Annotated in this window: 14 protein-coding genes and 1 pseudogene; 6 read left to right on the top strand and 9 right to left on the bottom strand. The window is 58.3% G+C overall.

Annotated elements, in window-relative coordinates; translation table 11 throughout:
* Positions 1 to 57: 57 nt before the first annotated feature.
* Positions 58 to 1,482, top strand: a complete 1,425-nt coding sequence (locus KGA97_RS21555) for a gamma-aminobutyraldehyde dehydrogenase (protein ID WP_008029727.1) — start codon at positions 58 to 60, stop codon at positions 1,480 to 1,482.
* Positions 1,483 to 1,734: 252 nt separating this feature from the next.
* Complete coding sequence (locus tag KGA97_RS21550) at positions 1,735 to 3,219, top strand: APC family permease (RefSeq protein ID WP_223435958.1); 1,485 nt, start codon at positions 1,735 to 1,737, stop codon at positions 3,217 to 3,219.
* A gap of 57 nt (positions 3,220 to 3,276) precedes the next feature.
* Here the strand turns inward: KGA97_RS21550 and KGA97_RS21545 are convergent, their stop codons facing one another.
* Together KGA97_RS21545 and KGA97_RS21540 are read right to left on the bottom strand one after the other, a co-directional pair.
* Positions 3,277 to 3,903 (bottom strand): RloB family protein, encoded by a 627-nt coding sequence (locus tag KGA97_RS21545; protein WP_223435972.1) that lies wholly within the window; start codon positions 3,901 to 3,903, stop codon positions 3,277 to 3,279.
* Positions 3,904 to 3,905: 2 nt separating this feature from the next.
* Positions 3,906 to 5,156 carry an AAA family ATPase gene (locus KGA97_RS21540; protein ID WP_223435960.1) on the bottom strand — a complete coding sequence of 417 codons (1,251 nt, stop codon included), beginning with the start codon at positions 5,154 to 5,156 and terminating at the stop codon, positions 3,906 to 3,908.
* Between the two features lie 284 nt (positions 5,157 to 5,440).
* Here KGA97_RS21540 and KGA97_RS21535 point away from each other — a divergent pair.
* The 4 genes and pseudogenes from KGA97_RS21535 to KGA97_RS21520 form a co-directional block, all read left to right on the top strand.
* Positions 5,441 to 5,560, top strand: a pseudogene (locus KGA97_RS21535) (phage antirepressor protein); the annotation flags it as partial.
* A gap of 605 nt (positions 5,561 to 6,165) precedes the next feature.
* Positions 6,166 to 7,389, top strand: coding sequence for a type II and III secretion system protein family protein (locus KGA97_RS21530; RefSeq protein ID WP_223435962.1), 1,224 nt, complete (start codon positions 6,166 to 6,168; stop codon positions 7,387 to 7,389).
* 119 nt (positions 7,390 to 7,508) lie between these two features.
* On the top strand, positions 7,509 to 8,222 hold the full coding sequence (locus KGA97_RS21525; RefSeq protein WP_008029716.1) for a tetratricopeptide repeat protein: 714 nt from the start codon (positions 7,509 to 7,511) through the stop codon (positions 8,220 to 8,222).
* 18 nt (positions 8,223 to 8,240) lie between these two features.
* A complete protein-coding gene (locus KGA97_RS21520) occupies positions 8,241 to 8,510 on the top strand; it encodes a DUF3613 domain-containing protein (RefSeq protein WP_008042349.1) in 270 nt (89 codons plus the stop codon).
* 214 nt (positions 8,511 to 8,724) lie between these two features.
* Here KGA97_RS21520 and KGA97_RS21515 read toward each other — a convergent pair whose 3' ends face one another.
* The 7 genes from KGA97_RS21515 to KGA97_RS21485 are packed head-to-tail and all read right to left on the bottom strand — an operon-like array spanning position 8,725 to position 15,679.
* A complete protein-coding gene (locus KGA97_RS21515) occupies positions 8,725 to 9,687 on the bottom strand; it encodes a type II secretion system F family protein (RefSeq protein ID WP_008042350.1) in 963 nt (320 codons plus the stop codon).
* Between the two features lie 29 nt (positions 9,688 to 9,716).
* On the bottom strand, positions 9,717 to 10,703 hold the full coding sequence (locus KGA97_RS21510; RefSeq protein ID WP_008042351.1) for a type II secretion system F family protein: 987 nt from the start codon (positions 10,701 to 10,703) through the stop codon (positions 9,717 to 9,719).
* Entirely contained in the window at positions 10,700 to 12,133 is a 1,434-nt protein-coding gene (locus KGA97_RS21505; RefSeq protein ID WP_008029707.1) for a CpaF family protein, read from the bottom strand. Before KGA97_RS21505 ends, KGA97_RS21510 begins: the two co-directional genes overlap by 4 nt.
* A 3-nt stretch (positions 12,134 to 12,136) precedes the next feature.
* Complete coding sequence (locus KGA97_RS21500) at positions 12,137 to 13,357, bottom strand: AAA family ATPase (RefSeq protein WP_223435964.1); 1,221 nt, start codon at positions 13,355 to 13,357, stop codon at positions 12,137 to 12,139.
* On the bottom strand, positions 13,351 to 13,845 hold the full coding sequence (locus tag KGA97_RS21495; protein WP_008029703.1) for a TadE family protein: 495 nt from the start codon (positions 13,843 to 13,845) through the stop codon (positions 13,351 to 13,353). Before KGA97_RS21495 ends, KGA97_RS21500 begins: the two co-directional genes overlap by 7 nt.
* Entirely contained in the window at positions 13,845 to 14,324 is a 480-nt protein-coding gene (locus tag KGA97_RS21490) for a TadE/TadG family type IV pilus assembly protein (RefSeq protein WP_008042353.1), read from the bottom strand. Before KGA97_RS21490 ends, KGA97_RS21495 begins: the two co-directional genes overlap by 1 nt.
* Positions 14,325 to 14,332: 8 nt before the next feature.
* Complete coding sequence (locus KGA97_RS21485; protein ID WP_223435966.1) at positions 14,333 to 15,679, bottom strand: TadE/TadG family type IV pilus assembly protein; 1,347 nt, start codon at positions 15,677 to 15,679, stop codon at positions 14,333 to 14,335.
* Positions 15,680 to 15,698: the final 19 nt, after the last annotated feature.

Here is a 15,698-nt window from a genome sequence, read left to right as displayed (position 1 = left end):
CTCCTACACAGGATCCGGTTTCGGCAGAAAAATAATAGATTCAAAGAGGACAACGCCATGCAAACCAAACTCTTGATCAACGGCCAACTGCTCGACGGCGAAGGCCCCGCCCAACCGGTGTTCAACCCGGCCCTCGGTCGTGTGCTGGTGGAAATCAACGAAGCCAGCGAAGCCCAGGTCGATGCTGCCGTACGCGCTGCCGATGCCGCGTTTGAAAGCTGGTCGCACACCCCGCCGAAAGAGCGCTCGCTGTTACTGCTCAAACTCGCCGACGCCATCGAAGCCCATGGCGAAGAGCTGGCCAAACTCGAATCCGACAACTGCGGCAAACCCTACAGCGCTGCGCTGAACGACGAGATCCCGGCGATTGCCGACGTGTTCCGTTTCTTCGCCGGAGCCAGCCGCTGCATGAGCGGTTCGGCAGGCGGTGAATACCTGGCCGGGCACACCTCGATGATCCGCCGCGACCCGGTGGGCGTGATCGCCTCCATCGCGCCGTGGAACTACCCGTTGATGATGGTCGCCTGGAAAATCGCCCCGGCCCTCGCCGCCGGTAATACCGTGGTGCTCAAGCCGTCGGAACAAACCCCGCTGACCGCGTTGCGCCTGGCACAACTGGCGTCGGAAATCTTCCCGGCTGGCGTACTCAACCTGGTATTCGGCCGTGGTCCTACCGTAGGCAGCCCGCTGGTCACCCACCCGAAAGTGCGCATGGTGTCGCTGACCGGCTCCATCGCCACTGGCTCGAACATCATTTCCAGCACCGCCGCCAGCGTCAAACGCATGCACATGGAGCTGGGCGGCAAAGCCCCGGTGATCATCTTCGACGACGCCGACATTGATGCCGCAGTGGAAGGCATTCGCACCTTCGGCTTCTACAACGCCGGCCAGGACTGCACCGCCGCGTGCCGCATCTACGCACAGGCCGGCATCTACGAAAAATTCGTCGAGAAGCTCGGCGCGGCAGTCAGCAGCATCAAGTACGGCGTGCAGGATGATCCGTCGACCGAACTTGGCCCGCTGATCACCGCGCAGCATCGCGACCGGGTAGCCGGGTTCGTCGACCGCGCCGTAGCGCAACCGCACATCCGTCTGATCACCGGCGGCAAGGCAGTTGAAGGCAACGGTTTCTTCTTCGAACCAACGGTGCTGGCCGATGCACAGCAGGACGACGAAATCGTCCGCCGCGAGGTGTTCGGGCCAGTGGTGTCGGTGACCAAATTCAGCGATGAAGCGCAGGTGCTCGGTTGGGCCAACGATTCGGACTACGGCCTGGCGTCGTCGGTGTGGACCTCGGACGTCGGCCGCGCGCATCGCCTGTCGGCACGCTTGCAGTACGGCTGCACCTGGGTGAACACGCACTTCATGCTGGTCAGCGAAATGCCCCATGGCGGTCAGAAACTGTCCGGGTACGGGAAGGACATGTCGATGTATGGGTTGGAGGATTACACCGTTGTGCGGCATGTGATGTTCAAGCACTAAAAGCATCGCCGGCAAGCCGGCTCCTACAATGTTTTGCGCCGTTCACATCATTGGCGCACGGCACAAAACCTGTAGGAGCCAGCTTGCTGGCGATGGTGTCACCCCGGTTTCAAGGTAGAAACCGTCAATACGCACCACCAGGCTTCAACGCCAGACCAAAAAAACAATAACCACCGATCCGGGCAGCGCCATCACGGCCCTGTCACGGTTTCGGACATCCGAAATCTGCCGATTTTCCGGAGCTAACACACCATGAGTGCACTACCTGAATTCTCCGCAGCCGTTGCCGACAGCGATGCCGAGCAACTCCGAAAGCTGGGTTACACCTCCAACTTCAACCGCAGCATGAGCCTGTGGGAAAACTTCGCCCTGGGCTTCACTTACCTCTCACCGGTCGTAGGGGTTTATACCCTCTTCGGCCTGTGCCTGGCCGCCGGTGGACCACCGATGTTCTGGGCGTATTTGCTGGTCGGTTGCGGCCAATTGCTGGTGTGCCTGATCTTCGGTGAAGTGGTCTCGCAGTTCCCGATTTCCGGTGGTGTTTACCCATGGGCTCGCCGTTTGGTGGGCAAACGCTGGGCGTGGATGGTCGGCTGGATCTACTCCATCGCCCTGTGCGTGACCATCGCCGCCGTTGCGGTCGGTGCCGGGCCTTACCTTGCCGCGATGATGGGCTTCGAACCGAGCAACAACACCAACATCGTCATCGCCCTGGTGCTGACCCTGTTCGCCACGCTGGTCAACCTCAGCGGCACCAAAGTGCTGGCGCGAATCGCCATGTTCGGCTTCCTCTGCGAACTGGTCGGCGCGGTGATCGTCGGCATGTACCTGCTGGTTTTCGAACGTCATCAATCGATCAGCGTGTTGTTCAACACCTTCGACATCAGCGTTGACGGCTCTTATCTGCCGGCCTTCCTCACCGCCTCGCTGGCGGGGATGTTCCTGTACTACGGCTTCGAGGCCTGCGGCGACGTGGCCGAAGAAACCCCGAACCCGAGCAAGAAAATCCCGGTGGCCATGCGCATGACCATCTACATCGGCGGCGTTGCGGCGATGTTTGCTTGCCTGGCGCTGATCCTCGCCGTGCCAGACATGCAAGCCGTGATCAACGGCACCGACAAAGACCCGGTCGGCACCATCCTCAACAACGCCTTCGGCCCGGTCGGTTCGAAAATGGTCATGGGCGTGGTGATGATTTCCTTCATCTCCTGCGTCATCAGCCTTCAAGCGGCGGCGAGTCGTCTGCTGTATTCCTACGCCCGGGATGAAATGGTCATCGGCAGCTCACTGCTGAAAAAGATTTCGCCAACAACCCAGGTTCCGGTTGCTGCGCTGTTCGTCTCCGGCGTCCTGCCGGCGCTGATCATCATTCTGGGCTTCTTCCTGCAAGACGCCGTGGCCACCATCGTCAGCTTCGCAGCAATCGGCATCTACCTCGCGTTCCAGATGATCGTGCTTGCAGCCCTTTATGCCCGCCTGAAAGGCTGGAAACCGAGCGGCAAATTCACCCTCGGCGCCTGGGGCTGGGCGGTGAACATCGGCGCGCTGGTCTACGGCGTCGGCGCCATCATCAACATGGCCTGGCCGCGCACACCGGATGCGGCGTGGTACATCAACTATGCGATGGTGCTGAGCACGGCGATCGTGATTGGCTTGGGGTTGGTTTATATGTGGATTGCCAAGCCGTATGACCATGGTACGGCGCCTGCTGGGGATGCCTGGAAGGTTAGTCACTAAGGCATTTGCTCTTCAATCGACAGCCTGCCCGCAGCAATGTGGGCAGGCTTCATGTTGCTAGAGAGTCTGCGGTTTGGAGAGTGCTTCGAATTCATCCATCAGCAAATGAATCTCGGTGCTGGGGTTGGGTTCGCCACTAACCGCGACGTCCTCAAGAACCTTGGGGGCCAGGGTTCTCGCCTTTTGGAACGGCTCGCCCAGCAGTTGAGCGAAATAGTTGGTGTCTTTGCCCTTCTCGTATTTATCCATACTTGGTTTTTCTCTGAGGCTCCTGGTCACCAAGTCGCCCGGAGAGTTTTTCCCAACAGCTCTGAACGGCTTTCGATTGAATCCAAAGTGCAGAAGTAGCCAAAACTCAAAACAGGGGTATGAGGCAATAACGTGGATTTTTGGATGCGCCTTCGCCATATCGATGGCTCGTTCAAAGCATGGGTGCGTATCGCGATCCAGTGCACAAAACACCCTGTCGAACCACTTCTGACGTGCAATGGCTCTTTCCACGATGCCGCTTGGGTGTGTGACTCCGCAGTGGACGATCTCAACCAGGGCGTTGGCGCGAAAATAAAATGCGGCCTCTTGCAGATATCGTTTTCCTGACTGGCTGTCCTCACAGAGCACCAACACTTTAGGTTGAGGTTTAAATCGCGGTGCCTTTCGATCAAATGATCTTGCCGAGCGCACCATGGTCATCCCCGCCTTATCAGCGGTAGACCGCGGTATCGCCCCTCAAAATAGCGTTTCTCGATATCCTCGCCTTCTCGCCCCTCAAAATCGTGAACCGAAAACAGATCGGTTGAACCATTGGCATCGCGTTCGGTGATCCAGTACTGATCGCGTCGAAGCGTCTTGGCATCCATCAAGTGCATGTCGTGAGTAGTGAAAATCAACTGAGTGTCCCGCCCGCTGTCCAGGTGTTTCTCAATCAACTCCGCGACGATGGCGGGATGCAGGCTGCTGTCCAGTTCATCGACAGACAGCACCCCGCTCCCGTCTGCGTGATTGATCATGAACCACGGTAACCAGAACCCAATCAGGTTTTTGGTGCCGCCCGACTCCTCCGAAAAATCGAAGTCGGCTCCTCCCAAAAGACTTGTATGCGTCAGGGTCACTTTGTCTTTTTGGGCCGCAGCGAAAAATTCCTTAAGCGTGAGTTTTTTGTCCGTCGGGACGGAGTCCGCGTCGGTATTGAGCTGAATATTGGTCACCGGGATATCCACTGCTTTTAGAAAGTCTCGTAAGTCGCACGTGTAATTCGACGCCATCTGCAGAAACCTGATCGATGCGGCAGACAGGCCAATCATGTTGTTCTGCTCAATTACGAGAAGGCCGGTTTGAAACCAGCTGAACGGCCGACGCAACTGCGTCAGCTCTTCGCTGCTGTTTGCAACGGCCTGCGAAATAAACAGCATCTTGGGGCTGGTCAGGCGTTGCCAGGCTTTATGCACTTCTTTGCCGCCCTCAAGGCTTGGGCCGAAAACATACTTCTCGCCCTCCTCATCGAAACGACGTTCATAAAGCAGCGTTTCTTTGCCTTTTGGGTATGAAACCAATTGCTCTTCGGTTATCCGCTGTGCCGTCATGCGCAGAACAAACCGATAGCGAAGCCCACTCTGGATGAAGTTGTATTCAAAGAAGCTGGGGGTGTTCTTGAGTTGCGAGTCGAAACGAAACGGTGATACCGGGAGAGGTTCGTCATTTGACGAGGCTGAAGAAGCAAGCAAATGGCCCATGATTCCCATGGCCCGGACCAGCGAAGATTTGCCTGACGCGTTGGGTCCGTAAATGGCGGCCACTTTCAACAAGTCAGGCAGCTTTTCTCCCTCTACAGGTGACTTGAACACGTTACGTTTTTTACTCAGGCGCGGCGTTGCGGCCATGGTTAAGGTTTTCTTCTCGCGGAAGGAGCGGTAATTGGCCACTGAAAATTCGATCAACATGCAGTAAACCCGCAGTTCATGACTGAAAGCGGAAAACCTATAGGAAAAACTAGCTGTGCGGCGCGGTGCCTCTGCACTTCAAGTAAAAACAGGAAATTCCTACAGATCGAGCCTTCCTGAAAAGACTCTGATTCCTACGACAAGCATCGCCAGAGTAGGCTTGGCGCCGCGAGCGCCTGACCGATAGGCTTTGTCCCGTCGCTGCCAAATCAGCGGCCCGGGGTCGAAGCCGGTCAATCATCAACATGGCGCATCCGCACCACCATAGGACCTGGGACGTTTGATGGGGCAGCCTCTCGGTGCCGCTGCTGCACTGGCAAGATTCGGCGTGGATCAAGTGGCGGGATATGCCGGATCTGGTGCAGGCGCAACGACCGTTTCCGATCATGGGCATTTGCAGTTGAAGGCAGGTTGAGACATGAAAAAGGCCCGTTCAGCCTGACTGATGGGCCTTTTTTTTGCCTTCATTTCCCCCTCGATATCAGCCAATCGCACTGCGCTACGACCTTGCCTGCACCGCTCACCCACCTGCCTTTCTACAGCTTTTGCACCCATGGTTTTTTTTAAAAATCATGGCACTTTGGTTTGATTGAACTACCGTCAAACAATAAGAAGTCATAACGGCTCCAGTTTCCAAGTTAGCTTCAATGATCAGATTGGCAAAAGGAGTTAGCTCACTATGATCATGGCAGGCGTATTCCGGCTCTGTACCTACATGGCCGTTTACTTTTCGGGGGGGGCAGGTCGGCGGACAGTAGCGTCCGTAACTGCCAGCGTCACTCTGGCGCGCAGTTCAGGTAACCGCCTCACTAAAAACCGTTTTAGCAAAGGTCGCTCGCTGTCCAGCCAGATCAGCGAACTGCGCCCGCTCGTGTGTTGCACGCAAGGAATAACGCCAAAGCCATGGATAAGTGGTGTGGCGCATTGGGGGGGATAGTCCGATCCCCGTGAAGTGATCAGAGACAACTTTGTCTGCCTATAGATGGCCTATCCAGTGAGGATGCATTAAATGAGCCTTCGTCCCGCGCCCGCTTTCAAGAAAATTATCCATGGCCTGTTCTGGACGGGCCTCAGCGTGAATGCGGCTCAGGCCGCACCTGCCAATTGTTCGCAACTGGACAGTTGGTCGACAACGTTCGAGGTCGGTCAGGGGCTGCAGAATGAACTGCGCAGCCCCGTTCCGGTAACGCAACTGGCGGTGGGTGACCCGAAAATTGCCGACGTGCAACCCAGCGGCAACAACGCGTTCATACTCACGGGCATTGCACCGGGGACCACCAGCCTGATGGTATGGACGGCCTGTTCGAAAACGCCGCGCCAAAGCATGGTGTTCGTCAAGGGTAAAGCCACATCGGCACTGACCAGTGTGCCGTCGGTGCCCTCCGACGACCCGCTGCTGCCGAGCCAGGTGCAGACCGATATCCGTTTCGTCGAAGTCAGCCGGACCAAGCTCAAGGAAGCTTCCGCCTCGATTTTCGGCATCCGTGGCAACTTCCTGTTCGGCTCGCCGAGAACCTTGCCCACCATCGGCGGCATTGTCACGCCCGCGATACCGGTGAACAACAACAACTTCAACCTCACGTTTGCTACCGGCAGTACCCTGGTGGCACTCAACGCGCTGGAAGGCAGTGGTTTCGCCTACACCCTGGCGCGGCCAAGCCTGGTAGCGCTCAGCGGGCAGAGTGCGAGCTTCCTGGCCGGCGGTGAAATACCGATTCCGGTGCCCAGTTCAGGCAGCGATAACGTGTCCATCGAGTACAAGGAATTCGGTATCCGCCTGACTCTGACGCCGACCATCGTCGGGAAAAATCGTATCGCGCTGAAGGTGGCGCCGGAAGTCAGTGAACTGGACTTCACCAACGCCGTGAGCATCGCCGGCACGATAGTCCCGGCCCTGAGCGTGCGCCGTACCGATACCAGCATCTCCCTGGCCGACGGCGAGAGCTTCGTCATCAGCGGCCTGATCAGCTCCCGCAACAATTCCCAGGTGAACAAGTTTCCGGGGCTGGGCGATATCCCGGTTCTGGGCGCATTTTTCCGCGACAACACCATCAACCGTGAAGAGCGCGAACTGCTGATGATCGTCACCCCCCATCTGGTCCAGCCACTGGCTGCCAATGCAACACTACCGTCATTGCCTGGCGAACAGCTGCGCAATTACGACCCGAACTTCTACCGCATGTTTTTCCTGGAAAATGGCGACTTCGACAGTCTCAGCGGTCTCTCGCAATGATCCGGAGCCTGAACCAGACTCGCCTCGCCCTCACTCGTAACGGTGACGTTGAACGCCTGCCGGGCCAGCTTCATTGCCATTGGCCGGGCGTTCAACATGTTGTAGCCAGAGGACATACGATGAAAGCAGTCATTGCAATAGCGACGACGTTAATGCTCGCAGGTTGCGCCAGTAATGGCCTGACTTCGCGACCGCCCAGCTGTGCCAAGCCCGGTTCGGAGCAGGAACTGGCCCTGAACCTGGCCGACAACATGGCCGACGAAGGCCGTTTGTATGCCAGCCTGGCGAATCTGGAAGGTTTGCCCGATGACCTGGTCCAGGTTCGCCTGCGCAAGGCTCGGGTGTTGCGCATGATGGGGCGTAGCGGCGACGCGCAGCCGTTGTACGAAAGCTTGCTCGGCACCTGTCTGACGGCTGAAGGGGAACATGGCCTGGGCCAGTTGGCCGCCGCCAAAAATGATAACGCCTCCGCTGCCACTCACCTTGAGCGTGCGGTGAAGATGGCCCCCACCGACGACAGGATGCGAAATGACCTGGGGGTCGTCTACCTCAATCAGCGACGGATCCCTGAAGCACGCTTTGAGTTCATGACCGCCATGGAGCTCAAGCAGGCAAACACATTGGCGGCACTCAATATGGTGACGCTGCTGATCTACCAGGATAACTGGAAGTCGGCTGCTGACCTGGTGACCCGCGCCGACTTGAGCCCCAAGCAAGTCGCCGAAGCTCAAACCCGCGCGGAAAAACTCAAGGCCTCCGCCAAAAAAGTGGTGGCTACCGAGGGGAATCGCAAGACGGAAGTAGCCGATGCCTCTTCCAGTGCGAACAAGTAGAACGTACGAGGAATCGAGATGAAGACCAAAAGGCTGTTGATCGTGTGCATGGCTTGCCTGTCCACCACTGCCTGGGCTATTGAGCCGGGCCCCTCTTCGCCGTACCAACAAGGCACCGAACAGTGGTTGCAGTTGCAGATTCGAGGTGTGGTTGCCTCCCCTAATCTGCAAACCGCTTCGGCCGCCGAACGTGAACTGGCCATGCAGCGCTGGCTGAATAGCTTCAACTTCCCGATTCCGATGTTTTTTGAACAGGATGCTGGGGGAGATATGAGTAGCGGCAACTGAGGCATGTCGATGGGTGATCAGCCTCTGGCGTAGTCCAGAGTAGCCTGGCTGCAAAGCCGGGCTTGATGTCGTGTTCAGGAAAGTAGTCTCTACACATTATCCAACCCTGGTTGGATGATCCCGCGGCGGGAAATGTGTGGGTCCATAGCAGGAAAGTGCAGATCAGGCTCGGGGGGCAAGGCCATCGCACTTGATAGCCTCCACCCGTTTTACCTCACCCGAATACTTTGAGTACACCGATCATGGCCGGGCCGATAGCGACCAGAAAGAAGCTCGGCCACAGGCAGAAAATCAGCGGGAATATCAGCTTGGTACCAATTTTCGCCCCCATCTCTTCGGCGGCCTGCGTACGCCGGTCACGGAACTCATCGGCATAGATGCGCAGCGTATCGGCCACGCTGGTACCAAAGCGAATACTCTGCGCCAACAGGCTGACCAGCCCTTGTACGTCATCCAGCCCCGTGCGCACAGCCAGTTGTTTGAGCGCCGCGGTACTGGAAATGCCCGCGCGGATTTGCGCATTGACCAAGGCCAGCTCTTCAGCCAGTTCGACCTGACTGACCGACATCTCCTCAGCCACCCGTTCGATCGTCGTGGGCAAGGCCAGGCCCGACTCCACGCACACGACCATCAGATCCAGCGCATCCGGAAACGCGGCACGCAACCGACCTTGTCGCAACTGCTTGCGCTTGGCGACATACAGCGCTGGCAGCAACCATCCGATACCGGCTGCCAAGACCACCACCAGCAACCCCATGGCCAGGGAAACCCTGGGAATCATCGGCAATAGCAGCAACGTAATACCGACTAATAACAGCGGCGTCATCAAGCGCACAGCCCAGTACATCTGCACCGCTGAAGAGGAACGGTACCCAGCATGCGTCAATAAAGTCTGGGTGACTGAGGTCTGAGCCGATTCTGCCGAGGCAAAGCGCTGGCCGACCCGTTCCAGTAACAGTTGCAGATTACCCGGGGCTTCTTGCCCGGCGGTGTTGCCTAAATGACCACGCTTGATCAGCGCCAGACGACGCTGCACCGGATCCTGAAGCCCCAAAATCAGCAAGCTCACGGCGACAACTGCAAGCACCGTACTCAAACCGATCGCGCCGAGGAACAACAGGCGCGCCACCTCCTCGCTTCCCGTGACCCGACTGAACAACCCGAGCAAAAAGTCCATGACCTGTACCTCCCGGTAGCGAAAACCGCTTAAACCTGAATCCGAATGATTTTGCGTATCCAGAAAATCCCGAGCAGCATGGCGAAAAACGCCCCGATGATCAGTTTGTGGCCTATGGGATCATTGAGCAGCACAGGCATGTAGGTGGGGCTTGTGACAACGATCGCAATCGCCAGCACGAATGGAATCGACACCAGCACCCAGGCTGACATCCGCCCTTCGGCCGACAGGGTCCTGACCTTGCGCTGGAAGCGAAAACGCCCGCGGATCAGGCGACTCAAACGCTCCAGCACCTCGGTCAGATTGCCGCCGGTCTCGCGATGGATGAGGATTGAGGTCACCAGCATCATCACCGTCATGCTCGGCATCCTTTCCAGCAGGCCGAGCATGGCCCGACGTACATCGTTGCCATAGTTGATGTCCGCGAAAGTCAGGCCAAACTCCTGAGCGACCGGCCCCTTATGCTCCTCGCCGACCAGGCGCAGGGTTTCGTTGAACGGATGCCCGGCGCGCAGGGCACGGCAGATGGCATCCAGTGCATCCGGCAGGCCTTCCTCAAACCCGGCGAAGCGTTTGCCACGGTCACGAGAAATTTTCAGCAGTGGTAGCCAGAACGCTCCGAAGCCCGCCAGCAACGCCATCCACCAGACTGACGAGATCATCCAGATCGAGAAACCTGCACAGGCGCCCAGGAACAGCCCGAGCAACAACACCCGATAAGCACGATATTCATGACCGGACTGCTCGATCATCTGGGTCAGGCTCGCCATAAAGGGCAACTGCTCGAGCATGGCCTCCAGCGGCGTCAAGCGCGTCAGGTACTTCTGTCGCAACACCGTCTGCATATTGGGCAGGTTGTTGGCTTTCTCCAGAACGTGCAAACGGCCGCGGATACGCTTGCGCATCTTGCCGGCCTCGCCGAACACCGGCACCACCACCCCCTGAGACAGGAGGAACACAGCGATAAACACCATGCCGAGGAACATCAGAATGAATTCACCAGGAATATTGTTCATGACTGCCGTGCCTCCATCCATTCAGGCCTGAACATCGTAAGCGGCAACTCGATGCCGCGTTTGGCCAGCACATCGCGGAACGCGGGGATCATGCCGCTGGGCCGGTAATCACCAAGCACTTCGCCGTTTTCGCCCATGCCATGGCGCACGAAGGAAAAGATTTCGGTCATGGTGATGATCTCGCCTTCCATGCCGTTGATTTCCTGCACGCTGACCAGTCTGCGCTTGCCATCCTCTTGGCGTTCCAATTGGATCACCACATCAATGGCCGAAGCGATCTGCTGCCGCATGGCCTTGATCGGAAAGGTCGCCCCGGTCATCGACACCATGTTCTCGACTCGCCCCAACGCATCGCGTGCGGTGTTGGCGTGGATCGTGGTCAACGAGCCGTCGTGGCCGGTGTTCATCGCAGTCAGCATGTCCAGCGCCTCGACGCCGCGCACTTCGCCGATCACTATGCGGTCCGGACGCATCCGCAGGCTGTTGCGCACCAACTCCCGCTGGCTCACTTCGCCACGGCCCTCGATGTTCGAAGGCCGGGTTTCCAGGCGCACCACATGGGGTTGCTGCAATTGCAGTTCGGCCGAGTCTTCGATGGTGACAATCCGCTCGTTTTGCGGAATGAAGCTGGACAGCACGTTGAGCATGGTGGTCTTGCCGCTGCCCGTACCACCGGAAATCAGCACGTTCAAGCGCCCACGGACAATCGCCTTGAGCAGCAGGGCAATGGCCGGGGTCAACGTTCCCACCTGGATCAGACTGTCGGTATTGAGCAGGTCCACCGCAAAGCGCCGAATCGACATGCTCGGGCCATCGATGGCCAGCGGCGGGATAATCGCGTTGACCCGCGAACCGTCCTTGAGCCGGGCATCCACCAACGGCGAGGACTCGTCGATACGCCGCCCCAGGCTGGAGACGATACGGTCAATGATGTTCAACAAATGCTGATCATCGCGAAAACGCACATCGGTCCGTTGCAGTTTGCCGAAGCGCTCGACATAGACTGAGGCAGAGCCGTTGACCAGAATGTCGGACACACTGTGATCGGCCAGCAACGGTTCCAGAGGCCCCAGGCCGAGCACCTCGTCGGTGATCTGCTTGATGATCAACTGGCGGCTGACGGTACTCACCGGTGCCGAATGCTCATCGAGCAGGCGCTGGCAAATATCGCGAATCTGCCGAGCAGCCTCGGCCTGTTCAAGGGAGTCCAGCAAGGACAGGTCCATGACTTTGAGCAACTGCTGGTAGATCTTTTCCCGCCACTCCGCCTCCACCGGGGTGACCTGGCTTTTGGTTTCGTAAAGAACGTCTGGTGCCACACGTTCCCACGCCATTATTTCCTCTGGCGGATCCAGCAGATCGTCGCCCGGTTGGGCAGCGGCGGGTTTACCAGACTGTTTGCGCAAGCGGTTACGAAAGTCGCTGATCATGGTTCATCCCCCGAAAACACGGTTGAAGGCGCGTTTGAACAAGCCTTTGTTGCCGGCCACTTGTTGACCGACCAGGTCCTCGGTCATGTCGCGCAGTGCAGTAGTAATCGCTGCCCTCGGCGCATGCAGCCCCAACGGCACGCCAGTGTTCTGACTCTGGCTGACCAGATTGAAGTCGTTGGGTAATTTCGACAGATTGGTGCAGCGCAGCGCCTCGCCGATATCTTTAAGGCTGATCGCTGCGGCCTTGTCATAACGGTTGACCACGATCTGCAATTGATCCCCGCGCACACCCAGGTCATCGCGAAGAATCCGCACCAGAGAGCTGGCATCGCGCAGATGGCTGACGCTCTGTTGCACCACCACGTACACCCGATCCACCTGCTCCAGCACAGAACCGGTGAGGTGATCGATTTGCCGCGGCAGGTCGACCACCACCCAGCCATAGCTGGCGCGGGCCAACTGCAACAGGGTGTCAAGTTGCTCGGGTTGGGCATCCTGCGGCAAACACAGCTCACCGGCCCGACCGCCCAGCACATGCAAGGTCGGGCTGAAGTGACTGCAAAAACCGCGTAACGCAACGCTGTCCATGCCGTTGATCTGATGCAACACCTCCAGATGGCTGTGCGTCTGCGCCACATCCAGATAATGCGTCACGCTGCCAAATTGCAGGTCCATATCCAGCAGCAGGGTACTGCCGCCTTTCATGCTGAGCTGTTGTGCCAGGTTGCAGGCCACCAGCGTTCCGCCGGAACCGCCCTTTGCGCTCATCACGGCGATCAATTTCCCGTCAGCCCCACTGCCGCTCCGAACCTCCGTGACCAGCCGATTCATGGCGGCGACCAGTTCGGTCTCGGCGATGGGCTCCGGCAGCACGTCCCGGGCACCGGCCTGCATCGCCAGGCGCATGGCTTCCTGTTCGCTCAGCAGTCCGCACACCAACATCGGCGGACGCTCATGGGCCGGGTGTTGCAACAGTGCCGACAATTCCTCGCGCCACAGGTGGCTGACGCGCAACAGCAACAGATCGGGCATACGGTCCAGACTGTAGAGCGGGTCAACATGTCCATTGCTCACCAGGCGAGTGCTGACCTCCAGGCCAGGCATGCGCTGACAGACACTCTGCAGATCGCGTAAAGAGTTGGCATCACGGCTGCTGATCAGCAACCGCAACCCGGTTTTGCCAGTCGAACTGGCAATCGGCGTTTCCTTCATATTCAGCATGGTGTGATCTCCCCGGAATCAGAGTGACGCCCGAGACTTTCGCGTGGCAACGTTGCCCTGAATGCAGGCAAGGTAATGGGCACGCCGAACCCGGGAATAAACAGATTGAAAACGAAGTTTTGCAGACTCAACTGGACATAGCGGATGGCACGAAAGCCGTTTGCGCTGACCAGGTCAGCTGGGTTGGCCACCAGGGCGCCATTTGCGTCCAGGTAGGTCAACGTCAGATTAGTGGTGGCCAGATTGCTGATCAGCTGGCTCGTACCTGCGTCGGTCGCGGCATTGAAGATTGCCCGCCGCAACACCACCGGATCGCTGATATTGCAGACGGCTGCCAGGCGCGCACCACGGCGCGCGGCCTCATCCAGTGCGTTGACCGTGAAGTACAGGCGGCCCATTTCCAACACGCCGAACAACAGCGTGAACACCAGCAGACCAACGAACGCGAACTCCACCGTATAGATTCCGCGCATGTGTTTTCTATTCATCACAGTGCCCTCATCACGGTAGTGGCAACCAGGGGAATGTTCAGCGCAATCTGATTGCCAAAAAAACCCGGAATCGAGCCGGCACAATTGCCACTGCCAATCACCGGGCAGAACGTATAGGTGATGGTGACTCGCACATGGTCGGTGCCCACCGCAGCGACGACCACGTTGTCAGGCGTCAACCCGGACAACACAGCGGTGCCGGTGTTGGCAGGCACGCCATACACCGCAACGTTTTTCGTCTGGGTCTGCAGGGCATTGCTCAGAGAGACCGCCCCCAGCGTCGAGTCCCAGGCGTGGTTTGCGACAAAACGGTCGGCATCACGGCTGGCCTGCAGCAACACGTTGTACTGATAGAGCATGCGGCCGATCTCACCGAGGCTCAGTAACAGCAGCAACAACACCGGCAGGACGAGGGTGAATTCCACCATGGCCAGGCCTTGCTGGCGCTTCGGATGTTTAAACGCGTGAAGTCTCATGACGCCTCCTATGAGTCAGTGCTCGGAGTACCGCTGCCGTTGAGATAGGTTTTGTAGAGCTGGATGATCTGTGGGCCGGAATCGGTTGACGGCGTAGGGCCGGCCACGTTGTCGCCTTCGCACTCCTTCACGAACTGCCCGAAGATCTGAGCGTCCCCGCCACCGCCATCCATTGGTTGCACCACGTAATAGCAGCCAAAACCGAGGACGGGGATCGAGGTTGAACCGCCTTGTTTGCCAGTGCAGTTGCCGACCACAATTTTCATCATCCGGCGCTCGAACACGCCATGGCTCTCACAACCACTGCCAGACCCTGCCACACACCCGGCAACGCTCGTGCGCCAGTCGTTGTAGTCAAATATCGCGTCGCCGCCCGCCGTGAGATTGCCGTTGCTCGAGGTGACGGTTTTCCCTTTGTACTTCGCCTGTGCCGGTGTGACCGAGTCGTCGTAAGTGATCGCGGGGTTGCTGGATTCGGTCACCATATCCGGCGGATAGTCCGAGGCACTGACCGGGCCGTTGTAGATGCCGAAGCGTGTGTTCAAGCCTTGGGAGGTAGGGCCGACCTTGTTGCCAGGTGCGGTCTGGACGTTGTCCCCCACAGTGCGGCAGACCTTGCCACCTCCGGCCAGGTCCTCCCTGACCGTACTGCCGCCCGAACCAAAATCGAGCAACTGAAAGTTGCCTGGACCAATGGGCGACGAATTGCCGGCAGCCGTCTTCAATACCTGCAAATCACCAAACTGGAAGCCCCAGAACATGCCAGCGCCAGGGTTGTATTGAGTCGGGTCGCCACAGACCATCAAAGGTGCGAGATCACAAGGACTGGTAGGGCTGGGTCCGGCAGTGGCGATTGCCGCCACCGCTTTGGCCCCCAGGCCGCCAGAACCGAATACCTGGGCGAAGTTCCAGAAAAAACCGGTCAGGTTATAGCTCGGTACCGATACCCGAACGTATTTGGCATTCGCTGGCCCGGGATAGGTGAACGGCCCATAGACACTGCTTGCCAGTTCCACCACCGCGAATGTGGCTGCGTTGCCACCAACTGCCGTTGCCAATTCTGTGTTGCCCGTGGCATTCGCATTTTGCGTCAGCGTATTGAGTGCGGCAGTGCGCGTCGTACTGGCAATATTGACTCCACCTTCCACCTGACTCAGGGTTTTGGCACCACTCAGGGCCGCGGCGTCCACCGCATTCTGCAAGCGCGTTTTGTTCAGCATCATGTGCCCGCCGTCCAAAGCCAGTGCGGCCACCATGCCAATCATCGCCAACGCGATCACCATCAATACACTCACCGATCCTTTCTGGCGCCTTGGCGTCGCAGTGAACGGCTGCTGAATACGACGATTCATCATCAAGCCCTCATTTGCCAAT

The sequence above is a fragment of the Pseudomonas sp. BF-B-15 genome (assembly GCF_019946675.1).
Lineage (GTDB): Bacteria > Pseudomonadota > Gammaproteobacteria > Pseudomonadales > Pseudomonadaceae > Aquipseudomonas > Aquipseudomonas migulae.
This window is presented reverse-complemented; position numbering and strand designations above follow the sequence as displayed.